General features: G+C 67.7%; 19 protein-coding genes. All 19 read right to left on the bottom strand.

Annotated elements, in window-relative coordinates; translation table 11 throughout:
* Window positions 1–8: 8 nt before the first annotated feature.
* The gene (locus ACJQWM_RS04415) at window positions 9–2,351 is read right to left on the bottom strand and encodes a glycosyltransferase family 2 protein (protein ID WP_332704066.1); all 2,343 of its coding nucleotides are present in this window, start codon (window positions 2,349–2,351) and stop codon (window positions 9–11) included.
* Window positions 2,352–2,439: 88 nt separating this feature from the next.
* Entirely contained in the window at window positions 2,440–5,568 is a 3,129-nt protein-coding gene (locus ACJQWM_RS04410) for a glycosyltransferase (protein ID WP_332704064.1), read from the bottom strand.
* Between the two features lie 7 nt (window positions 5,569–5,575).
* Entirely contained in the window at window positions 5,576–7,207 is a 1,632-nt protein-coding gene (locus ACJQWM_RS04405; protein ID WP_332704062.1) for a sulfotransferase family protein, read from the bottom strand.
* A gap of 99 nt (window positions 7,208–7,306) precedes the next feature.
* Window positions 7,307–7,717, bottom strand: a complete 411-nt coding sequence (gene tagD, locus ACJQWM_RS04400; protein WP_332704060.1) for a glycerol-3-phosphate cytidylyltransferase — start codon at window positions 7,715–7,717, stop codon at window positions 7,307–7,309.
* Window positions 7,717–10,749 (bottom strand): CDP-glycerol glycerophosphotransferase family protein, encoded by a 3,033-nt coding sequence (locus tag ACJQWM_RS04395; RefSeq protein ID WP_332704058.1) that lies wholly within the window; start codon window positions 10,747–10,749, stop codon window positions 7,717–7,719. The genes tagD and ACJQWM_RS04395 overlap by 1 nt, the downstream gene beginning before the upstream one ends.
* 77 nt (window positions 10,750–10,826) lie before the next feature.
* Window positions 10,827–12,230: a class I SAM-dependent methyltransferase gene (locus ACJQWM_RS04390; protein WP_332704056.1), complete on the bottom strand. Its 1,404-nt coding sequence runs from the start codon at window positions 12,228–12,230 to the stop codon at window positions 10,827–10,829.
* Window positions 12,231–12,280: 50 nt separating this feature from the next.
* Window positions 12,281–13,432, bottom strand: a complete 1,152-nt coding sequence (locus ACJQWM_RS04385) for an ABC transporter ATP-binding protein (RefSeq protein ID WP_332704054.1) — start codon at window positions 13,430–13,432, stop codon at window positions 12,281–12,283.
* 1 nt (window position 13,433) lies between these two features.
* Complete coding sequence (locus tag ACJQWM_RS04380; RefSeq protein ID WP_332704052.1) at window positions 13,434–14,249, bottom strand: ABC transporter permease; 816 nt, start codon at window positions 14,247–14,249, stop codon at window positions 13,434–13,436.
* Window positions 14,250–14,278: 29 nt separating this feature from the next.
* On the bottom strand, window positions 14,279–15,427 hold the full coding sequence (locus ACJQWM_RS04375) for a cystathionine gamma-synthase (protein ID WP_332704050.1): 1,149 nt from the start codon (window positions 15,425–15,427) through the stop codon (window positions 14,279–14,281).
* Window positions 15,428–15,759: 332 nt separating this feature from the next.
* Complete coding sequence (locus ACJQWM_RS04370; RefSeq protein ID WP_332704048.1) at window positions 15,760–17,955, bottom strand: secretin GspD/PilQ domain-containing protein; 2,196 nt, start codon at window positions 17,953–17,955, stop codon at window positions 15,760–15,762.
* A gap of 16 nt (window positions 17,956–17,971) precedes the next feature.
* On the bottom strand, window positions 17,972–18,472 hold the full coding sequence (locus tag ACJQWM_RS04365; RefSeq protein WP_332704046.1) for a hypothetical protein: 501 nt from the start codon (window positions 18,470–18,472) through the stop codon (window positions 17,972–17,974).
* Window positions 18,459–19,052 (bottom strand): hypothetical protein, encoded by a 594-nt coding sequence (locus tag ACJQWM_RS04360; RefSeq protein WP_332704044.1) that lies wholly within the window; start codon window positions 19,050–19,052, stop codon window positions 18,459–18,461. Before ACJQWM_RS04360 ends, ACJQWM_RS04365 begins: the two co-directional genes overlap by 14 nt.
* A complete protein-coding gene (locus ACJQWM_RS04355; protein WP_332704042.1) occupies window positions 19,049–20,173 on the bottom strand; it encodes a hypothetical protein in 1,125 nt (374 codons plus the stop codon). The genes ACJQWM_RS04360 and ACJQWM_RS04355 overlap by 4 nt, the downstream gene beginning before the upstream one ends.
* Window positions 20,076–21,173: a type II secretion system minor pseudopilin gene (locus tag ACJQWM_RS04350; protein WP_332704040.1), complete on the bottom strand. Its 1,098-nt coding sequence runs from the start codon at window positions 21,171–21,173 to the stop codon at window positions 20,076–20,078. The genes ACJQWM_RS04355 and ACJQWM_RS04350 overlap by 98 nt, the downstream gene beginning before the upstream one ends.
* Window positions 21,170–21,787 (bottom strand): hypothetical protein, encoded by a 618-nt coding sequence (locus ACJQWM_RS04345; RefSeq protein ID WP_332704038.1) that lies wholly within the window; start codon window positions 21,785–21,787, stop codon window positions 21,170–21,172. Before ACJQWM_RS04345 ends, ACJQWM_RS04350 begins: the two co-directional genes overlap by 4 nt.
* Before the next feature lie 74 nt (window positions 21,788–21,861).
* Window positions 21,862–22,281, bottom strand: coding sequence for a type IV pilus modification PilV family protein (locus ACJQWM_RS04340; RefSeq protein ID WP_411306688.1), 420 nt, complete (start codon window positions 22,279–22,281; stop codon window positions 21,862–21,864).
* Window positions 22,282–22,292: 11 nt separating this feature from the next.
* Entirely contained in the window at window positions 22,293–22,733 is a 441-nt protein-coding gene (locus tag ACJQWM_RS04335; RefSeq protein ID WP_332704034.1) for a pilus assembly FimT family protein, read from the bottom strand.
* On the bottom strand, window positions 22,702–23,175 hold the full coding sequence (gene gspG, locus ACJQWM_RS04330) for a type II secretion system major pseudopilin GspG (protein ID WP_332704032.1): 474 nt from the start codon (window positions 23,173–23,175) through the stop codon (window positions 22,702–22,704). The genes ACJQWM_RS04335 and gspG overlap by 32 nt, the downstream gene beginning before the upstream one ends.
* A 13-nt stretch (window positions 23,176–23,188) precedes the next feature.
* Complete coding sequence (locus ACJQWM_RS04325; protein ID WP_332704030.1) at window positions 23,189–24,388, bottom strand: type II secretion system F family protein; 1,200 nt, start codon at window positions 24,386–24,388, stop codon at window positions 23,189–23,191.
* Window positions 24,389–24,390 lie beyond the last annotated feature (2 nt).

Here is a 24,390-nt window from a genome sequence, read left to right as displayed (position 1 = left end):
GCCTAACCTCAGCCGGCATCCGACGGGTGCCGCGGCGGAGCCGACAGTTCGCAGCAGACACTGCTCAGGGAAAGATTGACGTTGTAGGCCGGATCCACCGGCAGGTGCTCGCCCCAGCGATCCTGCATGAACTCGACCTCGCGCATGAAGCGCTGCTTCTTCTCGTCGGTGTCCTCGCTGCCGCGCGATGCCGACTCGTGGTGGTAGAGCTCGGCGAACGGCGTCCAGACATTGCGGTAGCCGGCGGCGCGCAGGCGCAGGCAGAAGTCGATGTCGTTGAACGCGATCTCCAGCGCCTCGTCGAGGCCGCCGACCTGCTCGTACAACTCGCGCCGGACCAGCAGGCAGGCGCCGGTCACCGCCGACAAACCCTGCACCACGCGCGCACGGCCGCCGTGGCCCGGATACCCGCGCTGCTGCCCGCCGTAGATGTGCGCGGCGATACCGTGGATGCCGAGGATCACCCCGGCGTGCTGGATGGTGTCGTCGGGGTAGTACAGCATCGCACCGACCGCGCCCACGTCGGGGCGGATCGCCTGGGACACCATCTCCTGGAGCCAGTCGGGCGTAATGACCTCGATATCGTTGTTGACCAGTCCGATCACCTGTCCGTCGCACTGGCGCGCCGCCCAGTTGTTGATCGCTGAATAGTTGAAGGGCGCATCGAAGCGCAGCACCTTGACCTTCTCGCGTTGCTCCAGCTCCGCCAGGTACGCGAGCGCGTCGGGGTCGGACGACTGGTTGTCGACCACCACGATCTCGAAATCGGGGTAGTCGGTACGGGCCAGGATGCTTTCCACGCACATGCGCAGCAGCTCGACCTTGTCGCGGGTCGGCACGATCAGGCTCACCCTGGGCGCGGGTTCGGGCAGCGGCCAGCGCACGCGGTAGTGGCCGTGCGACAGCTCTTCGGCGCGTGCGTTGGTATCGCAGCGCACCAGGTGCTCGGCGACCGCGCGCGCGCCCGCCGAGGAGGCGTAGTCCTTGGCATCGCGGGTCAGTGCGGTGGAGCCGGGGATCGCGCGCCAGTGGTACAGCACCTTGGGAATGTGCCGTACCTGCGCCGCTTGCAGCCGCTCGCCGCAGCGCAGGATCAGGTCGTGGTCCTGGCTGCCCTCGAAGCCTTCGCGGAAGCCGCCGACCGCGCGCACCAGCCCGCTCCGGATCATGGTGAAGTGGCAGACGTAATTCTGGCTGCGCAGCAGGTCCGCGTCCCAGTCCGGCTTGAAGTAGGGATCGAAGCGCCGGCCGTCGGCGTCGATCTTGTCCTCGTCCGAGTACGCCAGCTGGATGTCGCGTCCACCGCCGACCGCCTCGGCCATCTCCAGCAACGCGTGCGGGCGCAACTCGTCGTCGTGGTCGAGCAGCGCCACGTAGTCGCCGCGCACCAGTTCTAGCGCACTGTTGGAGGCCGCCGAGATATGGCCGTTGCGGTCGCGCCGCACCACTTCAATTCGCGCGTCGTGGCGCGCGTATTGCTCCAGCACCTGCATGACGCGCGGATCGGGCGAGGCGTCGTCGGCGATGCACAGCTGCCACTTCGGGTACACCTGCGCGATCACGCTGTCGATGCAGCGGCGCAGCCACCGCTCCGGCGTCTGGTAGACCGGCAGCAGGATCGAGATCAGCGGACCGTCGGCTTCCAGCTCCCGTGCACGGCGCTGGAGCGCATCGAGCTGCTCCTCACCCAGCGCGTCGAATCGATTGGCCCACACCTCATACGCGTTCATGCCGGTCGGTTGCAGCCGGCGCTGGTACTCCCAGAACAGTATTGCGGTGGCGCGGGAAACACCTTCCCGCGCCGCGCCGGCGAGGAACCGCCAGGTCAGGCGCAGCGACCGGCCCCACCCGCCGCCGGAGCGCTCGCCCACCAGCCCCAACATATGCAGCAGCGCCCGGCTGCGCGGGATGCGAGTCAGGCTGAAGCCCTCCATGCTGAACCGCGCCGGCGCGAAGCTGGGGCAGAACTGCAGGCTGGCGACGTCGTACTTCAGCAGCACCAGCGCCATCATTGAACCATCCGCCGCCGGCTCGGGCAGCGGCATCTGCGCGTCGCCGTCGCCGCCGCGCGCGTACCTCGGGTACAGGCAGGGCATCATCAGCTTGTAGTCGGCCGACACCAGGCGTCCCTCGAGCTGGTACCAGCCGGCCGGCAAGGCCACGGGCCGGCCCTCGCGCGCCAGCCGGAAACACGAGCGCCCACCGCCGGTCCTCCAGCCGCCCGCTCCGCCGTCCACGGCCGGGTGCAGGCCCGGGCCCGGCTCCGTGTCGACATCCACCGGCTCGGCATCGGTGCGTGCAGCCAAGCGCCACGCAAGCGTCTTGCCACGGCCGGACACGGGTTTGCTCATCGATCTCTCCAACTGCGAATCGGCCGCCGAGGCGATCGGGAACCAGGCCCGGGCTGCAACGCGCCCGGACAATACGGATGGGGGCGCATCAGTCGCCTCGCGCCGCCAGCAGCGCCAGGACCCGTCCGGCGAGGCGGCCGCAGGTGGTCGAGCGGCGCTCCCACAGGTGTCGGGAGGCGCGCTGGGCGGTCGCCTGGTAGTCGTGCCTGCGCAGGACCAGATCCTCGAGCGCCCGGTGCCAGTGCTCGGTGCTGTTTTCCACCAGGACCGCCAGCTCCTCGGTCCTGGCGTCGCCGGAATACGCCGGCACCTCCGACAGGATCGACACCAGGCCCAGCGCCGAATAGTCGAGGAACTTCACGTCCGACTTGCAGACATTGAATGCGGTGTCCTCCAGCGGAGCAAGCCCGACATCGAAGGGCCCCTGCTGCGACAGCCAGCGCGCAAAGCGAGGGTAGGCGAAGTCCCTGGACGTCGGATTGAGTACCTTCAGCCAGGGACGCGCCGGCGGTGCCCTGACCGCTCCCACCAGCGTGACCTCGAACGCCCCGGCGTGGTCGCGGTGGAGCTCGTCCAGCGCCGGGACGATCAGGGCGAAATCCGAATCGTGGGTGAAGGTGCCCATGTAGAGCATCCTGACCACCTCGCCGCTCAGCGGCGCGGCAGCGGGTTTGCGATAGTCGCGCCAGATCCGTGGATCGAGGTCGTTGCCGACCACCAGGCCGGCGGGCGCATCCTCGGCGTAGACCCGCTTCAGCGCCGCGGTGGAAAACCAGACCTGGTCGGCATGCCGCATCAGGTAGCGCAGCGCCGCGTCGCGGGCCTGGTACGCACCCCATTCGGCGTGCGACTGCGGCAGCAACGAGAACGCATCGTCGGTGTCCACCACCAGCGCGGCACCGCGTCGCTTCAGCCGCTCCAGCAGCAGCACGGCGTGTTCCAGGTCGGCCACCGCGACGCGCTGCACGATGCAGACATCGCAGTCGTCCAGGCGGGGATCCTCGACGCCGTCCAGCACGCACATCCGCAGGCTTGCCTGCGCCGCGTCGCTGGTCAATGGCGCGATGCCCCTGATGAATCCGGTACTCGTGGGCCCCAGCCGGCTGAGCTGCATCAGGATGCCGACCGTCGGGCGGGGCGACCCGTCGGCTGCGGCGGCATCGCCGGCCGGGTGCACCGGTGGCATGCCCAGGTGGCCCAGCACGTCATTGCAGATCACCCGCGCGCGCGCATCGAAGGAGTGATCGGCCGCCACGTGCGCGGCCATGCGCGCGCGCCCGGTGCGGTCGGCAGCACCGGTCCCGAGTCGACCGACCGCGGCGGCCAGCTCCACCGGACCGTCCACCTGGGTCACCGCCGGCCCGAAGACGGCGTCGATCGCCGCCATCCGGTCGGAGATCAGCGATCCTCCGCAGCACAACACGTCGAACACGCGGTTGGAGATGAAGCCGAAATCACGCATCGATTCCCAGTGGTCGTTGAGCACCACCGAACTGCCGGCGTAGTGCCGCGCCAATTCGCGATTGTCGATGTGCTCGCTGCGCACCTTTTCGGCGCCGATGAACTGCGCCCAGCGGGTCCCGTGGACGACGGGCTCCAGTCCGGCCTCACCGGCCCAGCGCACCATGGGTCGGTACTGGTTGCGCGAGTTGCCGACGAACAGCACCTCGGCGCCGCTGTCGCTGCCTTCCACCAACGCGAAGCGATCCGGATCGGCGCACTGCAGCAGCGCGGCGACCGGCGCCTTCACCACCTGCGCAAGCAGCGCGGGGAACGAAGGCGATGCCACATAGACCCTGTCGTAGGCGTCGTATTCGTCGTAGGACACCTGATCGGGATGACTGATGTTCCACATCAGGTTGATGTGGCCCAGCCGAGGTTCGTACGCAGTCAGGCCGCGCAGCACGATGACCACGTGATCGTGCTTGACCGGGCGGTCGTACCAGTGGCCACGGAAGTCGATATCCACCACGTGGCCGAGCGCTTCGAGTGCGGACTTCAGCGAGTCGGCGAAATGGTAGTCGCCCCACTCGTGCCGCTTCTCGTAGGGCGCCGCAATCTTGATCGCAAACTTCAGCCGAAGCCGCTTGGCGATGGCGGTGCGGTCGTCGGTCCCCAGGCGGTTCTTGGTCCGGACCACGCTGCGGTAGGCGATTGGCTGCGAGACCGAGATGCGGGAGGCATCGCTGGCCGAATTGGAGTAGTGGCAGCCCACGAACGGCGCGTAGGCCGGCCGATGGGATTTCGAATAGCGCAGGATCAGGTCCCAATCCACCATCCGGCGCAGGCCTTCATCGAAGCCACCGAACGTTTCGTACAGCCGGCGGGTATGGCAGAAGGCATTCAGGTCGACGTAGTTGCCCCTGAGGCAGGCGTTCCATCTGAACGGCTCGCCGCGGTAGCCGATCACGGTGCCGGTGTCGTCCTCCAGCGAGATCGCGCTGTAGCCGCTCTCGCGCCCGGTCAGGTTGAGGTACGCGACCATGGCCTGCAGGTACTTGTGGCTCCACCGGTTGTCCGAATCCAGGTAGAACATCAGGCTGCCGCGGGCGTGGCGCAGCCCCAGGTTGCGCGCCGCGCTGACGCCGGCATGCTCCTGCTCCAGTAGCGTGATCCTGGGGTCTGACGCATAGGACCGGGCGATCGCCACCGTGTCGTCCGAGCTGCCGTCATCGACGATCAGTAGTTCCCATTCTTCATGGGTCTGCCGGAGCACCGAATCGATCGCGCGGCCAACCGTCGCACCCCGGTTGTAAGTCGGCATCACGATGCTGACCTCGGAATGCTCCATGAGCTGCGACTTGGATGCCAGGTAGACCTGGTCCAGGAAACGCAACTGGGCCGCCCGGTCGAACTGGTCCAGCACGCCTTGGGGCTCCCCTTTCAGGGTGCGGCTGGCGATCGCACGAAAGTACTCCGCGGGCGTCTGTTGACGCGGGCGGTGCGCGAGGATCCTGCGCCGTTCCTGCCGCCCGTATCGGATGTAGTGGAGCAGCGGGTTGATCCCCTTCGCTGCGACATCCGGGTGGGTCTGCAGGTAGAACAGCGTGTCGAAGTCCAGGCTCGGATCGCGGCGCAGCAGCGCGCCCCAGCGCAGATAGTGCTCGACGGGATCGAGCTTCAGCGCGGCGACGTCCGGATACTGGTCCAGGTACCAGTCGCGATCGAACAGGCCCGAGCCTTCGATCAGAAGAATTTCTCCCGCCAGCGAACCCATCGCCTGGTCAGTCCTGCTCGGCGGATCGGGGCACGCGCCCTTCTTCCTGGCCGTGCCTGATGAAGTGCAACAGGGGGTTGACCCCGGACCTGGCGACGTCGGGATACGTGCGCAGATAGAAACCGGTGTCGAAGCCCGGCCCGGGGGACCGGCCTTCGCTGGCACCATGCTGCAGGTAGTGCCGGGCCGGCTCGATTCCGCTCGCGACGACATCGGGATATCGCTGGGTGTACCAGGCCCCATCAAACCATTGCGAGTGCTGGATTGCTTCGAGGTCGGCGGCGGCGATCCCGGCCGCACCACGCGGGCTACGAAGCCGCCGGGCGAGCATCCGCAGCGGCCGGGTCATTCGCCAGCCCAGGCTGCGCCTGATGTCCGCAAGCTGCTGTTGCAGCTGCGCCTGCTGAGTTTGCATTCCCGCCAGTTGCTGATGCAACTGCTCGGCTTGCGCCGCGTGGTCTCGCGCACGTTGCTCGAAGCGCGCGGCCCTGTCGGCCTCGGCAGCCAGCCGTGCACTGGACCGGCCGGCTTGCAGCCGGTGTTCCTTGCTGGTGCGTTGCAGCTCCGCGAGCGCCTCGCGGTACTGATCCCCCAGGCGCTGCACTTCGTGCTCGCGGCTGATCAGCAGCCCGGTCAGCTTCTCGATCTCGTCGAAGCGGGTCTGTACCGCGCGCTGCGCGATACGCAGGGCGTGGCGCAGTTGGTGGATCTCGTCGGACTGCGGCGCGGGGTCGTGCGCGGTGGACGTTTGCAACGGGCGCTCCTTGGCAGCCGACTCACTGTGCAGCTTGGCCTGCATTGGTTCCTCCGGCTTTTTCCGCGTGGGCGCCGGGTCCAGGCCGGCCTCGTAACGCGCCAGCGAGTCGCTGGCCGTTTTTGACAGGGGCTGCGCCGGCGCGGACAGGTCGCCCGACTGCAGGCGCTCGAAAAGGCGGGTCTGCGGCGCGTCGGTGTGCTCGCCGAGATCCTGTCGCGTGCCGCGCTCGCGATACAGGCCCTGCCGCACGAACGCGGCTATCTCCCGCTCGGCCGGCATGCGCAAGCCGGACACTCCCCCGGCCTTCAGTCCATCCAGCAGCTGCCCGACCTCCCCCACCGGGTCCTGCATCAGGCGGCGGTGCGACACGCCCAGCGCCGGCAGGCCCGCCGCCGCCCGCAGCCCGTGACCGACATAGGTCTCCCACAACGCGAGCCCGGCATCCATGGGGATGGCATTGCGCTTGAGCAGGCTGGATGCCACCTCGACCGGGTGGCGGAAAATATGGATGCAGACCGGCACCTCGAGCACCCGCCGCCAGAGCGGAAACAGCAGGCACAGCCGCGGCTCCTTCATCAGCCAGGGCCGATGGGCGTCCATCTCCAGCACCAGTTGGCCGGCGCGGTCGTGGAACTCCTCCAGCACCGCATCATCGAGCCTGGACAGCTCGAAGCGGTGTACGCGGTTCCAGTCGCAACCGGCCTGGTGCAACACCCAGTCGTTGAGCTTCCTGACGTCGCGCCGCTCCCAAAAGCCCTTTGGATTCTCGTCCATGGCGCCGGTGCTGATGCCTTCGGGGCCGAAGTAGGCGCCCATCAGATTGAGCAGCCGCGCAAGCACCGACGTGCCGGACCGGTGCATGCCGAGCACGATCAGCTGCATGGCGTGCACTCCGCGCCGGTGCGGGCCGGCTGAGGATCCAGCCGGGCAGCCTGCTCGGTCTTGCCTGCCACGGGCTCCAATGCGGGCCGCCGAGCCCGCTCAGACATGCTTCACCTGATGCACGACCGCACCCAGCGACTGGCGGATCTCGGTGGTGGATATCTCCGGGGTGCGCGGCAGGTATTTCACTTCGCACAGCTCCGACAGGAAGTCGAACTTCCCCAGCCAGTCGTGACCCATGACGAATACGTCGGCGTGGTACCGGCGGATATCGTCGGCCTTCTGCTCCCAGGACTGTTCGGGAAACACCACATCGACAAACCTGATCGCCTCGAGCACCGCCTTGCGGTTGTCGTAGTTGAGCAGCGAGGACTTGTGCTTGCACTGGTTGAATTCGTCCGACGACAGCCCGACCACCAGGCGGTCGCCGCACTCGCGGGCGCGCCGCAGCAGGTTGATGTGCCCAGCGTGGAGGATGTCGAAGGTGCCGTAGGTAATGATCGTCTTCATCAGATGCCTATCGCGATGTTCTGTTGGCCGAGCCCGTGCAGGTCGGTGAGCTGCTTGACCCGGTCGGCGACACGCGCCGAACTGCCGTCATCGAGGTGGTCGAAGAACATCCGGCGCTTCCACTCCAGGGTGGCGGCCTGCACCGGCGAGCGCGGTTCGAACAGCGATTCCAGCGCCTGGCTCAACTGCGCAAAGGAGTAGCACACCGGCCCCGGGAAGACGAAGTCGAGGTCGTAGAACGCGCCGCGCTCGATGCTTCGGTAGAGGTCGTAGTCGTAGGCGAAGCTGATGGCCGGCTTACCGGTCAGCATGTAGTCGATGAAGCTGCTCGAATAGTCGGTGATCAGCGCCGAGGAGACGCGGTAGAGGATCTCGACGTTGGGGAAATGCGCATCGGCCAGGTCCAGCGGCGACAGCCGGGACAACAGCCGCGTATAGGTGCGGGCGCTGTCGGCCATGTGTTCGCGAAGCCCGAGCACTGCGTCGTTGCGCTTGAGCCAGTCATCGAGCTGGTCGATCTCGCGTTCGGTGAAATGGTAGTAGCCGTCCTCCTGTCCGTTGCGGAACGTCGGCATGAACAGCACCAGCTTGCGGCCGTCCAGCATCGCCTCCAGTCGCGCGCTCTCGGCTTTCAGGTCCTGGGGAAGGCGCTCAAGATCGCGCAGGATGAAGTCGTTGCGCGGCAGCCCGGTCGGCCAGACCTCACCGAAGGACAGCGGGTAGAACGCGCTGGCCATGGCCATGCTGTCGACCTTGGAGGAACTGATCACCGCGCGGCACTTCAGGTGTTCGCGCGCGATGGCGCGGCGATTGTCCTGCATGTCCAGCGAGGCATAGCCGATGCGCTTGAACGGAATGCCGTGCCACAGGTTGATCAGGTTGTGCAGCTCGCCCGCCACCGGGAACAGCAGGTTGCGGGTCGGGCTGTGCTTGATGAAGATGTTGCCCGAGCGCATCAGCAGGTACTGGCCGCGAGGGCTCTGCAGCGGCACGACCTCGACGTTGCTGCCGTCCACCGCCACCGGCTGGCCCCGGGACAGCACGATCTTGCGGATCGCCGGGTCGTCCTTCACGTGCTCGAACAGCGCCCGCTCATTGCCTGAGAACACCCCGGTGAAGGCGCATACCGGGAACGCCCACCAGTCGCCATACTTGGGGCTGCGCTGGTCGGCGGCGAGAAACTGCTGGTTGTCCAGCAGCTCCTCGGGCACCACGTCATCGGCCTCATCGGAAAACGCCCGCGCGGTGCCGACATTGAGGCTGGCATGCAGCTTGTCGGGGTCAGTGACACGCTCCAGGTTGCGGCCGATCCGGTCGACGTCGGCACCGGGCACCTTGCGCAGGATCCGCGCCTTCCAGTCGGCCAGTGCCGGCACCCGATAGTGGTTATCCGACAGGAAGTACCGCTTCAGGAACGGGAAACCCTCCTCCAGCAGCCTGAAGTACCAGTTGCTGTAGATCGGATGGAATGGATACAGGTACTCGACAAACGTGTCGAAGGCGAAGCCCTTGGCAATCAGGTAACGGGTCAGGCCGATCTCGTACTTCAGGATGAGGGTGCGCTTGGACTCCTGCGCGACCACGGTATCGAGCAGGCGACGGAATTGTGCATCCCCGATCACCGGCCGCCGGTACACCACGAAGTAGGACCCGACCAGGAAGTCGTAGCAGTACTCACGCTCGAAGCCGCCCAGCAACGCGCTGCGCACCGTGTCCACCGGGATCGGCTCCAGGAAGCGGTTGCGGGGGTTGTGGCGGGTGGCGGCGATGCCCTTGGTCGCCTGCATGCCCCACCAGTCGCAGGCCCGCTGGTCCATTTTTGAAAACACGTGCTGCAGGTCGCGCAGCAGGTAGCAGCTGTCGTTGGCGAGGATCAGCTCGTCGTATCGCTCGATCTCGTCCCAGCCGACCTTCTGCCTGGCCAGCCGCGAATACGAGCCGAAGTCGTACTCGCCATGGCGCTCGGCCCACGCCGCCCGGGTGTAGTCGGCGATCTTGTCCAGCTCGCCCGGCTGCATATCGCAATCGGCCAGGTAGTACACGTCGGCGTGCCGGCTCAGTTCACGCAGGTAGTCGACGACATGCTCGTCGATGACGCCATCGGGGTCGTAACCGGCATACAGGCACACCCGCCTGACCGCCGCGCCAGCCGGGTGGCGGTGGCCGCTGCCCGGCAGCTGCGGTGGCGGCGCCGGTGGGCGGGTGTCCAGGCCCAGCGCCGCGCCCGTGGCCCGGTAGTGCGCCAGCGGATTGTGCATGTCGCAGGCGGGATCCATATGGGTGGACCAGTACCACCAGACATCGAACTGCGCGCTGGGGTTGCGCAGTTCCTTCCAGCCGCTTCGGCAGAAGTGCAGCAACGGATTGAAGCCGGCCCGGGCCACGTCGGTGTTGTTCTTCAGGTAATACCGGGTGTTGAACATCGGCGAGGGGTTGCAGCCCTGCGCGGCGCCGTGCTTCAGATAGTGGTCGGCCGGGTCCATGCCCGAGTCCGCGGCGCCCGGGCAGTTGGCCAGGTAATAGTCCGGGTCGAATGCGCCCGACTGGTAGATTTCCTGGACCCTCGGCTCCAGCACCGCTCGGACCTGCAAGCCCCTCGCGCGGCCGGTCGTCAGGTAATGGATCAGCGGGTTCAAGACACCGGCGCTGTCGCCCAGGTGGGTCGCCGCGTACCAGTCGACATCGAACTCCCGTGTGGGGTGTCTGGATTCCCGCCAGCCGAACTCGCAGAAATGAAGCAGCGGATTGGTGCCGGCCGCGGCGACATCGGGGTTGGTGGCCAGGTAATAGGCGCCGTCGAAGTATTCGCACGGGCTGCGGCCCTCCAGCCCGCCGCGCTCGGCGTAGTGCACCAGCGGATCGGCGCCGCTGTCGGCCACGTCCGGGTACTGCTGGAGATAGCGTGTCCGGTCGAAGACTCCGGTGGCTTCAAGTGCGACGACCCGGGGATTCGGCGCGACCTGGGCGGAGGCGCCCGCACGCCTGCCCAGCAGCCTCGCCAGGAAGTTCCTTGTCGTCGAAAGCGTGGCCATCGTCATCGCCATTGAGTCTGACATGGAGTCTGAAATGGATTGCCGCCGATCGTTGCGGCATCCGTTGCAAGGAAAAGCTACTGCTTCGCAGCGCTGAAGATGTCGGCCACCGGCCCGGCCAGCTGGAACGTGACGCCGCCGGGGACGAACACCTTGAAGCCCTCGCCAAGATCGGCCACCGTCCTGATGCCAGGCTCGTCCAGTGTTGCGCGGTAGCCGACCAGCGCGTGCGGCAGGTCCAGGTGACGCTGCACATCGGGCCGCAGTTGCTTGTCGAGCTTGTCGAGATGCACCGTGCGCTGCCCGATCCTCACCGCCAGTCGCCCGGGCAGGGCGCCACTGGCGTCCACCGCCCAGCCGCGGATCACCAGTTCGCCATCGCGCACCGAGAGCTCGTCGACGAAGCCCGCGGGGCGGCGCTCGGCCCGGACGTCGAGATCGGCCCCACTGCCTGGCGGCGCTTCGCCCAGCGACAGGTAAAACGCCTCGGCCCGCTCGTTCATCACCGCCTGAGGCAACGGCCCCGGACCCACCCGCTCCCATCGCAGCTGCACCGGCAGGTAGCCGAGCTCCTCCAATCGCCGCTCGACCACCGCGTGATATTGCGCCGGTACGTAGACGTCGAGCGCGACGTCGCCCTTGCACGCGCTCCCATCCTCCCCGCCCAGCCACAGCTTCACCAGATCACCGGCCAAGCCCGCATCGAAGATGCGCTGGATGGTCTGGTCGATGCTGAAGGGCGAGTAGTCCTCCCGGATCAGGCTCTCCAAGTACTCCGCCGCCGTGGCCTTGCCCCGCGCCACCAGGCCGATCTGCTGGTCGCCCGAGACCACCGGCACACCCGCCGGAACGAACAGGCTTGATGCGATGCTGCTTTTGCCGAAAGCCGGCGGCTGCATCAGCAGGTAGGCCACCGGGCGCCGCCGGCTGATGTGGATGACGTGGCGGGCGACCGGGTCACCGGCCTGGGCAATGCTCGGCCCCATCCATTTCCACGCGTAGTCGGCCAGCACCTCTCGCAGCATCGGCATGCTCGGGAACAGCCGCTCGTCGATGCCGCGCTGGACCCGGGTCCACTCGGCCTTGAGCGAGGAGACAATGCCCAACTCCAGCACCAGCGTCCCGTCGGCCGACAGGCGCTCGACCAGCGACCGGATCAGCGCGGGCTGGTCCTCGGCATAGTGCAGCGCCGAGGCCAGCAGGATCACGTCGAACGGCCCCTGCGGCAGCGTCTCCCAGCCCTGCCGGTGGAACTCGCAGCCGGCGAAGCGTTGCCGGGCCCGGCCGATGAACAGCTCGGAGTGGTCGATACCCACCGCGCGCGTGGCGCCCTGGAAGTGGGCAAAACCGCAGAAGAAGCCCTCGTTGCAGCCGACATCCAGGAACGACCGCCCGTCCAGGCTCGGCAGGCGCAACGCCTTGAGCTTGTCGAAGGTGCGCGAGTCGCCAGCGGCGCCGGGGAAGGATTGATATTGAGCCATGTTCGAAAGAGGTCCTGGATGCCCGCTTGAGGTCAGGCGGGCGAAATCATTTACGAAGCGGCACGCAGCTTCGCGGTGACCGCACCTGCGATGCGCAGCGGCGCATGCGCATGCTCGGGCGAATCACCGCCGAAGACCTGCAGCTCGGCATTCAGGTCGGCCAGCCCGGAAAAACCCGGCACCGCCACGGTCGCGCGGAAACCGCATTCCTCATGATTGAGGCCGAAGTGCCGCATGACGTCGGGGCGCTTGATGCGTTCGATCTTCCCGGCCAGGTAGCGGTGCCCGTCGAGTTCGAGCACGACGCCGCCAGGCACCGCGCCCTCGGTATCGACGAACCAGCCCTTGATCAGGTACGTGCCATCGCTGCCACTGGCGCTGATGTCTTCCACCGCGCCGTAGACCTGGGCACCGCCGGAGGCCGGTGTCTCCAGCAGCAGGGCGTTGTCCGAGCGCAGCTGCGCCAGCAGGTCGTGGTAGTGCTTGAGCGATGAGCTGATGTCGCCGGCGTGGACCAGCCTGCCGCGCTCCAGCACCAGGCCCTTGTTGCAGATGTCGCGCAGCAGCCCGACGCTGTGGCTGGCCAGCACCACGATCTTGCTGCCGCCGACCCGGCTGCGCATGCGCTCCTTGGCCTTGGCCATGAAATCGGCATCGCCCGCGCCGACCCACTCGTCCATCAGGATGATGTCGTGCTGGACCGAGGTCGAGATCGCGAAGCCCAGCCGCATCTTCTGCCCCGACGACAGCGTGCGCAGGCGATGGTTGACCTTCTCGTGCAAGCCGGAGAACTCCAGGATCGGGTCGATCTGGTGGCGCAGGAAGCTGGACTTCAGTCCCATCGCGATGCCGCGCAGGTAGATGTTCTCGCGCACCGTCGCCTCGCCGTTGAAACCCAGCGACATGTTCAGCAGTGCCTGGCAGCTGCCTTGCACCGTCACGCTGCCGTGGCTGGGCTGGTAGACGCGGTTGAGCACGCGCAGCAGCGTCGACTTGCCCGCGCCGTTGCGGCCGAGGATCGCGACCCGGTCACCCTCGTTGATCTCGAAGCTGAGGTCGTCGAGCAGGCGGACCATCCGGCGGCTGGGCGGATCGAACGCGGCCCCGAAGAACATGCCGGCCCAGCCCGACGGCTCGCGTTCGCGCTGCAGGAAGGCAGGGACATCGAGGGACAGCCGCTCGACCCGGATCGTTGCGCTCATGTCAGATCCACAGCGGCACGTAGCGGGCATAGCGGCGGTAGGCGAACGTCGCCACAAGCAGCCCGACCAGGGTCATGATGCCGACGTACCAGAGCGACAGCACTTCCACCGGCTCGCCCAGGATCGGCGCCCGAAAGATCTCCACGAAGTGGTAGAACGGGTTGATCCGCATCAAGTGCGCGCGCAGGCTGCCTTCCGGCATCATTTCCGGATACCAGATGATCGGCGTCAGCAGGAACAGGAATATCGAGATGTTGTTGAGCAACTGGCTGAAGTCGGAGAACCTCGCCCCCGCCAGCGAGAACACCGCGGAGATCCACAGGCCGTTGAGATAGATCACCGCTATCGCCAGCACCGCCCACAACAGTCCCGGCAGCGACACGTCACCGAGGATGACCAGCGCCGCGGCGACCACCGGCAGGTACATGCAGAAATCGAAGAACGACTTGGCCAGCGACTGCAGCAGGAAATCGGTCAGCCGCATGTGCCCGTCCATGATGAACGACTGGCTGCCGTTGAACACGCTGGCGCTGCCGACGACCGACGACATCAGCGTGCGGAACACCATCGCGCCGAGCGCGACATAGGCGAAGAACCCGCTGGATCCGCCGCCAGGCTGCAGGCCCCGAAAGAACATGCCGAGACCGAAGACGTAGACCACCGACGGCGCCAGCAGCCAGAGCACGCCGAAGCGCGACTTGCGCGCCCGCACGATGATGTCGAGCCAGCTCGACAGCGCCCAGAACTCAGGGTTGCGCAGGCTCTCGGCCAGCTCGCGCCAGAAGGCGCCGGGCGCAGCGCTTCCGCGGGCGCCCACCGATATGGACGCCTGTGACACGGCATCGTTCACGACAGCGCGGCATCCAGGTCGGCGCGCAGGTCATCGAGGTGCTCCACGCCGACGCTCAACCGCACCAGGTCATCGCTCACGCCCAGCTCCGCGCGGCGCTGGGCCGGCACCGAGGCGTGGGTCATGATCGCCGGGTGGTTGACCAGGCTTTCCACGCCGCCGAGCGACTCGGCCAGGGCGAACAGCTCGGTGCGCTCGCACAAACGCTTGGCCGCCGCCAGCCCGCCCTTCACATAGACGCTGACCATGCCGCCGAAGCCGTCCATCTGGCGTTTGGCGAGTTCGTGCTGCGGGTGCGATTTCAAGCCGGGGTAGAGGACCTTCTCGATCGCCGGATGGCGCTCCAGCCATTCGGCCAGCGCCTGTGCGTTCTCGCAATGCGCCTTCATGCGCAGGTGCAGGGTCTTCAGGCCGCGCAACGCCAGGAAGCTGTCGAACGGCCCCTGCACGCCACCGATGCAGTTCTGCAGGAATGCCATTTGTTCGGCCAGCTCGGCGTCGTCACCGACCACCGCCATGCCGCCGACGATGTCGGAGTGGCCGTTGAGGTACTTGGTGGCCGAGTGCATGACCATGTGCGCGCCCGATTCCAGCGGGCGCTGCAGGATCGGCGAGGAAAAGGTGTTGTCGACCACCACCAGCAACCCGTGCTTGCGCGCGATCGCGGCGATCTGCCCGATGTCGACCAGCTTCAGCAGCGGGTTGGTCGGGGTCTCGATCCAGACCATCTTTGTCTCGGGCCGGATCGCGGCCTCGAACGCGGCCGCGTCACTGAGATCGACCCAGCTGAAGTCCAACCCGGCCGAGCGCCGCCGCACGCGCTCGAACAAACGGTAGGTGCCGCCGTAGACGTCGTCCATCGCGATCACGTGACTGCCCGAATCGAGCAGCTCCAGGATGGTCGAGGTCGCCGCCAGGCCCGAGGCGAACGCGAACCCGCGGCTGCCGCCTTCCAGCGCGGCGACGCAGCGCTCGTAGGCGAACCGGGTCGGATTGTGGCTGCGCGAGTACTCGAAACCCTGGTGCTCGCCCGGGCTGGACTGCGCGTAGGTCGAGGTGGCGTAGATCGGCGTCATCACCGCGCCGGTCGAAGGATCGGGCGACTGGCCGGCGTGGATGGCGAGGGTGCCGAGTTTATGAGCCACAGGAGCTCCTGAAAGTGGTCGAGCAGAGCCGGGGATGATACCCCACCGCCCTAACCCGCGGCCCTTTGCGCCGTGGCGGCTCGCCTGCCGCGCTCATCAGAAAACATTCAGCGCCGTGGCCCGGCGCAGCGCCATCGGGGTCCCTCGGAATTCGGACGGACACGCACCAAGGCGGAACTGCGGGTGTCACATGCGCCACACGCCCGGATACCCGACACCCGCGACGACCACGCGGATGGCACCTGCAGCAAGACGCCCCGCCCTGCGACCGTGAACGGCTGCGGCTCCGGTGCGCTTTCCCGCCCGCGGCGTGCCGCGGTGAGCGCGGGGACCTAAGGCCTGCCGCCTTCTTCGACGGGCACCGATGGCACCGGAACAAGCTCGGCGGGCGTGTTGGGCAGGTCCAGCGTTTCATACCGTTCCCCGATCGATCGGGTCAGGGCCGTGGCCTGGGCATCGGTCTCGATGATGTAGGGCACGATCATCACGATCAACTCGGTCTTGCTGCTGGTCCTGCCGCTGCTCTTGAACACGTTGCCCAGCAGCGGGATGTCCTTCAGATATGGCACCCCACCGTCGCTGGTGGTGGCACGGCGTGACATCAACCCACCGATGAGCACCGAGCTGCCATCGCGCAGGCTCAGGTTGGTGCTAACGGCGCGATTGAAGATCGAGGGCGACTGTACGGCCGAGTCGGTCCCCAGTGGCAGCGCCTCGCTGACCTCCTGGCGTACTTCCAGGTCCACCCGATTGTCGGAATAAACGACCGGCTGGATGTCCAGGATGATGCCGGTTTTCCGATACTGCACCGACTGCAGGATGTTGGAAGTTCCATCGGTCTGCTGGGACGAGGCACTCTGCGCGGAAATGGTTGGGATCTCGGTACCGACATCGATGCTGGCGCTCTCACCGCTCTTCACCATCAGGCGAGGTGTCGACAGCACGGTGACCCGGTTGTCCTGGGCAAAGGCGCGCAATTGCGCACGTGCCTGGCCGGCAATGTCGAGCAGGTAGGTCAATCCGCCGAAGCCGCCGCCTCCTCCGCCTCCACCGAGCTGACCCGAGGTGACGGTGCCGTTGAACCGTCCCACATCGTTGTTGGCCAGCCAGCTGACACCGAACTCCTCATCTTCATCGAGGGTGATTTCGGCGATCGTCACCTCGATCATCACCTGGCGCGCGGCACGGTCCATCTGCCGGATCAGCGGCAGCAAACGGCCCCAGTCGGCCGGCTCGCCCTGGAAGATCACCGCGTTGCGCGGCTCATCGAGCACCAGCGTACCGGCGGACAGATCGCCGCCGCCCTGCGCGCCTGCGGCGAGGGGCGGCCGCACCGGCGGCTGGTCCGCTGCCGCCGCCTGTGCCGCTTCAGCCGACGACAACGCCTCGCGCGCGGGCACACGCGCGGCGCTGGCGGCCGAACGCACACCATTGAGCGTTGCGACGATATCTTCGGCGCGGGTGTTCTTGACCCGGTAGTAGAACAAGCTGTTGCCACTGGCAGTGGGATTGGGCTGATCGATGGTGCGCGACCACTCCACCGCATGGTCCAGTACCGCCTCATCAGAGGCGAAGATCAGGATCGTGTTGGACGCGGCAATCGGCAGCACGACCACCGCCGCCGCCTGGATGACTCCGCTCCCGGAGTGCAGGGTCGCGCCGTAGCCTTCGGCCACCAGCACATCCACCAGCCGTCGCGCCAGCTCCTCGGCGCCGACGAACGCCGGCTCCAGCCGGGTGCTGACCCGGCTTCGCATGTACGGTCGGTCAAATACCCGCACCGCCGCAGCCGCCTGACGCACCAGGTCGGGCTTGCCGTACAACACCACTGCATTTCGGTTGAGATCGTCAAGGATGCTCAGTTCATCGGTGTTGAACGCGGTCTTCAGCCAACCGGTCACGTCGCGCGTGCGCACTGCCTGCAGCTCCACCAGGTGGAACACCGGTCGATGGGAGGTCGGTACGTGTGGCAAAGCGCGACCACTGAGCACCAGCGGCGGCTGGAAGTCACCGCTGCGGCCAGCCGGCGTGAACAGCACCCGGCCACCCTGGTATTCGGTCCTGACCCCGTAGGTACGCAGTACCTCCACCGCGAGCTGGTAGAACTGCCTTGGCGTCTGCGGGCTGGACGTCCGCAGGGTGACCAGATCGTTGAGCTGGGCCACCTTGGGATCCATCTGGAAGTCCACCTCCAGGATCGTCCCGAAGAATTCATTGATGAACGCCGGCACCGGAATGCCGTCGATGTTGACGTCGATCATCTCGCCACCGACCGGCGGCATGGCGCCGGTCTCGCCAATCCCGGCGGACGCGGCACCGCTGTCCGGAGCCGTCGGCGTGGGCGTGCGCTCGAGCGAGTGGCGCTGCTCACGGGCCTCGGCAGTGACCAGCGCCTGGTCCGCCGGAGCGCCTGGCTCGCTGCGCGGCGAGCGCACCGGTTCGGGCAGGTCGACCCGCACCGGCCGGGCGCACGCGCCGGCCAGGACAGTGACGAGGAACAGGATCAGCAGGATTCGCAAGTTGTTCATGCCGGAATGTCGGCCCTCAAGGCGTGGTCGGCGAAGGTACGCACGGCGCGTGTTCGGCGGGGTCGATGGGTTGGTGGAGAATTCGCTCATGGGTACAGCCGTCGCGCGTAAAGGTGATCCCGACTTGGGTAATCCGCACTACCTCCCCGCCGTCGGGCAGGGTTCCGCCGACGCCGACATGGGCCACCTTGCGATCCCCGGCCGTCGCGACAAGGGCCGCGAATTCGGGATTGGCGATGATACCGGTTAAGCGCCACTCGGGTCGGCGGCTGGCGCCATCGGATTCTTCCGGGGTTTCGGCCGCGCCCCAGACCGTTGCATCACGCACCGCTGTGAACTGCGCCTCGTCGTAGCGTCTGATCACCGCCGGGTCGGGCAGGTGCCAGCCGGCCTGATCGGCGGCCGTCGCGGACGGCTCCGGCAGCGGCCACGCCACTCCGACCGCCAATCCCAGCACCACGCCGGCAGCTACGATGACCGGCAGCGGCCGCTGCTGCAGATAATCAGCGAACCGCATCGGCTTGCTCCTGCTCGATGTCGAAGTAGGCCACCACGGTCAAAGAGAACGTGCGGTTCTCGCGGTTGAGGATCAGCGCCTGCTCCACCACCGTCAGCGAGCCGCGCTTTTCGATCTGGCTGATCATCTGCACCACGCTGCGGGCATCCATGGCGCCGCTGATAACCACGGGCACGCGCCACAGGGTGTTGCGGCCCGGCACCGGCCTTGGCTGCTGGGTCTGGACCTGGATCGTGCCCCCGGCAGCGGTGGCCATGTCGCGCACCCACGTCTGCACGCCGGCCTGCGCGAGTCCGAGGCTGTCGGCACCGGGTACCTCCGCCTCCAGCGAACGCCGAATCTGCGCAGCCTGTGCGGCGCGTTCCACCCACTCGTCCTGACCGACCAGGGAGCGCATCTTCTGCAGGTACTCGCTGCGTTCGACGTGTTGCTGCTGCAGCGTCTGGCGCCAGTCATGCAGCACCAGCAGCAGATAGAGCCCCAGGGTCGCGGCGATCACCCACACGCCCAGTTGCAGGCGCGGGTTGCGTGCCCATTCCTGCCGCGCCTGGTCGAGCCAGCCCCGCCACTGCGGCTTCATTGGTCGGCGTCCGTGGCGTCGAGCGGGGTGCGCCGCACGATACTGGCGCGCACGCCGATCTCATCGGCCGAGCGGCTCAGCTCGACGCCGACGTCGCGGAACTGCCCGGTCTGCTCGAAGGCCTCGACCAGCGCCCTGGGGTCCGGGCGCGGCATGCGCAGGTCGACCTCCAGGGTGTCAGGGTCGGGCATGCGCCATTCCAGCATCTGCCAATTGCTGCCGGGAACCGCCTCGATGACCGTCGACAGCAGTTGCAGCTGGCCCGCAGGCGGTCGCAGCGCGAGCAGCGCATCGATGGCCGCCTGGTCGCGCTCGGCGCTTTCGCGGGCGGCGAGGATCTGCTGAAGGCTTTCGTCCTGCGAGGCGATATCGCCCTCGACCGCCGAGGTAGCTGCCAGCAGCCGCAGCGAACCGGCCAGCGGCACCGCCACCAGCGCGGCGGCAAGCGCCAGCCCGGTGGCCGCCAGGATACTGCGATGTCGCGACGCCAGCTCGCCCCAGTTGCGGCTTTCCGAACGGCTCCAGGACCGATCGTTGAGGCGGTCGGCGGCGAGTGGCGGCGGCACCGGGGCCGGCTTCATGCCGGCGCCACGAAGCAGCCCGCTCCACTCGCCCGCGTCGGGCGCCTGCGGCCACCACGCGGACGCCACCAGTGCGTGGTCACGCCAGATCCGTCCTTCGACGCCCTCGTCCAGCGCGATCAGTTCCGCCCCTTCGGCCTGCGCCTGACCGCGCAGCAGTGATTCGGGCACGATCCTGAGCGGCGGCACCAGCGGCGCCTCCTCCTCGCCGGAGGCCAGCACCCGGTCCTCCGACCAGGCCCAGACCATCGCGCGCTGGCCGACCCATTCCACGTGCCAGCCCGGATCGGAGAACGGCGACCAGCGTCGGATCGCCATCTCCGCGTAGGCGCGACGCTTGGCCACCGGCACCGCGGCGCCGTCCAGCAGGGTGTAGGCGCACAGCCCCCGCGCCAGCACCCACTCGGAGCCGCCGCCGCCTTCGCTCAGCTGCACCAGCCCGTCACTGCGCCTGAGCAGCCGGCTCGGCGAAAACCTCTGCTTCAGGCGTGCGCGCAGGCGCCGCAGCAGACGTGCCGTCTTGGGGTAGGGTGAATTCATAATCCTCGCGCCATGGTCGGCCGCCGTCATCGTACGGGGTCAACGTCCAGTGCAGCACCTGCACCGTCCCGCCCAGGGGAGACCACAGCTTCAGCGTTCCCGATTGCGAAGGATACAGCGACAGGAGTTCGTCGTCGGCCGGAATCGTGCCGAGCAGTTGGTAGAACGAGGTCAGATTGACGAAGGGCTGCAGCTTGCGGTAGTCGACCACCCGCTGCGCCATCGCCTCGTCCACCCCGGGCAATGCCTGCAAAACCGTCAGCGGCGCGGTATTGACGTTGATCCTCGGATTGCGCGAGACCGTCACCGTGTCGCTCAGCGCGGCATCGTCGAGGAAGCCCAGCGCGTCGTCCCAGCCGATCACGCGCCGCAACTCCATCGGTGTGGCCAGCACCCGGTTGCTCGGCGGCGCCCGGCCCTCGCTCTGGTACTGCTCGCGCTCGGCGCTGTTGAGGCGATACAGGTCGTCGGCATCCTGGTAGTCGAGCAACAGGTTCTGCAAGGTGGCCACCGCCGGGCTGTCCCCCTCGGCTTGCGCCACCAGGCCCTGGAGCATCGCCGGCGACGTCCAGTTGATGCCCAGCAGCCCGCGGTCATCCTGCAGCGCGAACGCGATGTCGCCCAAGCCGCTGTAGGGGCTACCCTCCAACGCGAGCTCGTTGCCCACCGGCATCAGCGAAATCAGCTCATCCTCGCCGCGCTGGCTGACCCGCTCGTCGGCGCTCAACACCACGCGCTCATCCACCGTCACCCCGCCGAAGGTCATCCGCTGGCTGGCCAGCAGGTACAGCACCGTGGCGCGGGTGCTGGCCATGTCGATCTGCGCCTGCAGCTGACGCTGGCGCTGCAGTTGTTCCTCGCGCAGACGCTGGCTGATCACCGCCACGGTCGAGGCGAGCAGCGACAGGATCACCAGTATCGCCAGCACCATGATCAGCACGAAGCCGTTGCCGACCCTGCCGCCGCTTACGGGCACGCCCGATACTGCCGCGCCGGTCATTCCTGCTCCAGTTGGAAGGGCACGACCTGCGGCTGCAGCGGCCCACGCACCGAAGCCAGGCGCAGCCGGGCTTCGGTGCCGGCACCGCTCAGCAATGCGACCGAAGCCGGCAGGGCGTCCTGCATGCCCTGTTCCGGCGGCCAGGAATCGTGCAATCCGCCCTGCGAATCGACGAACGCGAAACGGCCCGGCTGACCATCGCGAAGCGGCAGCTGCCAGCGCTGCTCGCCGTCCTCGTGATAACGCACCATGGTATCGGCGCCCGCTTGCGCGACCAGCTCCCAGCTGATCGGGGTCGGTGCGCCGGGCGAGCCGTACAGAGGATTGAGCGTGACTGCCGAGAACCCGCTCGCGCCCCCCTCCAGCGGCGCGTCCTCGAGCGCGTGCAGGCCGCGCACGCTCTCCAGGAACCAGGCGTCGAACAATGCCTGGCGATCGATGTCGCCGGCCTGTGCCGCGGCGCGCTCGCGGGCGATCCGGTAGGCCCCGAGCATCTGGAACATCAGCAGCACCGAGAGCGACACCAGCACCAGCATCACCAGCGTCTCCATCAAGGTGAAGCCGAAACTGCGGCTGGCGCGGCTGCGCCGGCGCAGCGCCAGTTCGCCTGCCATTGCATCGCCAACAAGGGCCGCCGCGCAGGCACTGTCTGCTATCGGGTAGACCGGGTGGTTGCGTGAGCTTCCCATCATTCCACGCCCATCTCGCGCACCTGGTCATGGCCCAGCTGACGCACGTTGAAGCGGTGCACCTCCTCGCCGTCGCGCAGGACCCGGACCTGCATGTCGTACAAACCGACCGAGAACAGGTTGGGCAGGCCGACCTGGGTCACCGAGTCGCGCGGCGGCTCGACCGGCTCGGAGTCCCATTCCACTTCGATGTCGCCATAGTCGCGACGCCCGCGCGGGGTCTCCATCGGATTGACGCGCCGCACCGCATCGAGCGCCGAGCTGACCAGGGTCACGGTGGCGCGGCGCTCCGATACCCGCTGCAGGGTCAGCAGGTTAGCGCCGAGCCAGGCGTATAGGGCCATCGCGCCCATGCTGAAGATCACCATGGCGACAATGGCTTCCAGCAGGGTGAATCCGTCTGCGGCTCGAGCTCGCACGGGCGGCATCGCTATTCCTGGTCGCCGACCCGCAGGTCGCAGAAGGGCGCGCGCACCTGCAGCGCGTGCTCGCGCCCGCTGGGGTGGCGCAGCACCAGCATGCCGGTCTCGCAGATGCCGTTGGCCTGTACCCGCCATGGCGTCGGCACCGACAGCTCCCAGCCGTCTCCGGCCAGCAGCGGCGGCGCGTCCGAAACCAGCGCGGCGTTGCTGATCTCGATCGCGCGGCCGCTGCCGCGGGCCTGGCTGGGCAGGCCTCGGACCTGCTCGACCAGCACGTCCACCTGCGCCTGGCGCTCCCAACTGGCGATGCCCTGCAGCACCGCCGGCGCCGTCATTGCGGTCACCAGCCCCAGGATCGACAGCACCACGATCAGTTCCAGCAGCGTGAAGCCGCCGGCCGGCGATGCTGCCGTGGCGTCAGCGCTCGGGAATGTAGCCGACGTCGGCATCGAAGCCCTCGCCGCCGGGTTGGCCGTCGGCACCGAACGAATACAACGCGAAAGGCCGGCCGTCGGTCGCGACCGGCGCGTACTGATAGGCATTGCCCCATGGATCCGGCGGCACGCCGTCGCTGAGGTACGGGCCGGACCAGTTGCGGGCGGCGCGCTCCTCGGTCGGCCGGTTGACCAGCAGCCCCAGCCCCTCGCCCTGGTCGGGCAGCCGGCCGATGTCCAGCCGCATGGTCTGCAACGCACCGCCGAGCATCTTGATCTGGGTATCGGCGGCCTGCACCTTGGCCTTGTCGGCCTGCCCGAACAGGCGCGGCCCGACCAGGCCCATGATCAGGCCGATGATGACCAGCACCACGATCATCTCCAGCAGGGTGAAGCCGGACTGGCGTGCGCCGCGCCCCGGACCGGGTCGACGTTGCGGAAAAATCCCATGTTGCATAGCGGATGCCTCTTCAGATGGCCAGGTCGTTGGCACTGGTGATTGCCAGGATCACGCCCAGGATGATGGTGCCGATCATGCTTCCGATCACCAGGATTGCGATTGGTTCAATCAGGATCAACATCCGCTTCATGCGGGTGCGTCCAGCCTCGGCGTACAACCGTGCAAGCGATTCCAGCATCCCCGCCAGCTTGCCGGTGCGCTCGCCGACCCGCACCAGGTTGTAGCCGGTGGCGGTCAATGCGTCATGCTCCTCCAGAGCATTGGCCAGCGTGCTGCCGCCGCGCACCGCGCGGGTGACTTCATTCATGCGCGCACGCCGCGACGGGATCTGCAGCCCGGCCTGGCCCAGCTCCAGCGCGCGCATCAGCGGCACCCGGTTGCCCAGCAGCGCCGCCAGCACCTTGGCCCAGCGAGCGGTATCGGACTCCACCAGCCAGGGCCCGACCAGCGGCAATCGCGCCAGCCGGTCGACCATCGCGCTGCGCGCGCCGGGCCGACGCATGAGCGCGACCGCCGCAACCGCCGCCGCTGCCGTCCCCAGCACCAGCAGCGCGAAGTTCTCGCGGGTCCAGGTGCCCACGCCCAGCACCATCCACGCCAGGAACGGCAGGTCCTCGGCGCGGTCCAGCAGCGAGGCGAACTTGGGCACCACGAACACGAACATCAGCGCCACCGCCGCCGCGCCCGCCAGCACCAGCACGCATGGATAGATCAGCGCATTGCGGATCTCGGTGCGCAGGTTCTGCTCGTACTCCATCTGCGCGCCGGCATCGGCCAGGGCGCGCCCCAGCTCACCACTCAGCTCGCCGGCGCGCGCCAGCTGCAGCACGTAGTCGGGCAACGGCAGGCCGCTGTCGACCAGCGTCGCCGAGAACGGTTGCCCGCGCTGCAGCCCGCGCGACATCACCGTAAATGCCTCGACGATGCGCGGATGGTGCGCCGACACTGCCTGTGAACCCACCGCGTCGGCAATCGACACGCCGGAAGTCAGCATCGTCGCCAGTTCCTGGAACGCCAGGATCACATCGGCATCCTTCAGCCGCCGGCTTCGCTGCTTCCCGCCCGACCCCGCCTCGCCCGGGCGCAACGCCAGCAGCACCAGCCCGCGCCGCTCCAGCGATCGCGCGGCCTCGCGTTCGCTGCTGGCGCGCAACACCCCCGACATGTCCTGGCCGTCGGCGGTGACTGCTTCGTAGAGGAATCGGGGCATGC

Origin of the sequence: Novilysobacter longmucuonensis (assembly GCF_046600735.1) — a bacterium.
Lineage (GTDB): Bacteria > Pseudomonadota > Gammaproteobacteria > Xanthomonadales > Xanthomonadaceae > Novilysobacter_A > Novilysobacter_A longmucuonensis.
The sequence above is the reverse complement of the archived record's forward strand: the minus strand, read 5'-3'. Positions and strand labels throughout refer to the sequence as shown.

Bases quoted from the DNA above. Each gene is read 5' to 3' on its own strand.
- ACJQWM_RS04415 (WP_332704066.1), bottom strand. From the start codon at position 2,351: ATGAGCAAACCCGTGTCCGGCCGTGGCAAGACGCTTGCGTGGCGCTTG.
- ACJQWM_RS04410 (WP_332704064.1), bottom strand. From the start codon at position 5,568: ATGGGTTCGCTGGCGGGAGAAATTCTTCTGATCGAAGGCTCGGGCCTG.
- ACJQWM_RS04405 (WP_332704062.1), bottom strand. From the start codon at position 7,207: ATGCAGCTGATCGTGCTCGGCATGCACCGGTCCGGCACGTCGGTGCTT.
- tagD (WP_332704060.1), bottom strand. From the start codon at position 7,717: ATGAAGACGATCATTACCTACGGCACCTTCGACATCCTCCACGCTGGG.
- ACJQWM_RS04395 (WP_332704058.1), bottom strand. From the start codon at position 10,749: ATGGCCACGCTTTCGACGACAAGGAACTTCCTGGCGAGGCTGCTGGGC.
- ACJQWM_RS04390 (WP_332704056.1), bottom strand. From the start codon at position 12,230: ATGGCTCAATATCAATCCTTCCCCGGCGCCGCTGGCGACTCGCGCACC.
- ACJQWM_RS04385 (WP_332704054.1), bottom strand. From the start codon at position 13,432: ATGAGCGCAACGATCCGGGTCGAGCGGCTGTCCCTCGATGTCCCTGCC.
- ACJQWM_RS04370 (WP_332704048.1), bottom strand. From the start codon at position 17,955: ATGAACAACTTGCGAATCCTGCTGATCCTGTTCCTCGTCACTGTCCTG.
- ACJQWM_RS04365 (WP_332704046.1), bottom strand. From the start codon at position 18,472: ATGCGGTTCGCTGATTATCTGCAGCAGCGGCCGCTGCCGGTCATCGTA.
- ACJQWM_RS04360 (WP_332704044.1), bottom strand. From the start codon at position 19,052: ATGAAGCCGCAGTGGCGGGGCTGGCTCGACCAGGCGCGGCAGGAATGG.
- ACJQWM_RS04355 (WP_332704042.1), bottom strand. From the start codon at position 20,173: ATGAATTCACCCTACCCCAAGACGGCACGTCTGCTGCGGCGCCTGCGC.
- ACJQWM_RS04350 (WP_332704040.1), bottom strand. From the start codon at position 21,173: ATGACCGGCGCGGCAGTATCGGGCGTGCCCGTAAGCGGCGGCAGGGTC.
- ACJQWM_RS04345 (WP_332704038.1), bottom strand. From the start codon at position 21,787: ATGGCAGGCGAACTGGCGCTGCGCCGGCGCAGCCGCGCCAGCCGCAGT.
- ACJQWM_RS04335 (WP_332704034.1), bottom strand. From the start codon at position 22,733: ATGCCGACGTCGGCTACATTCCCGAGCGCTGACGCCACGGCAGCATCG.
- gspG (WP_332704032.1), bottom strand. From the start codon at position 23,175: ATGCAACATGGGATTTTTCCGCAACGTCGACCCGGTCCGGGGCGCGGC.
- ACJQWM_RS04325 (WP_332704030.1), bottom strand. From the start codon at position 24,388: ATGCCCCGATTCCTCTACGAAGCAGTCACCGCCGACGGCCAGGACATG.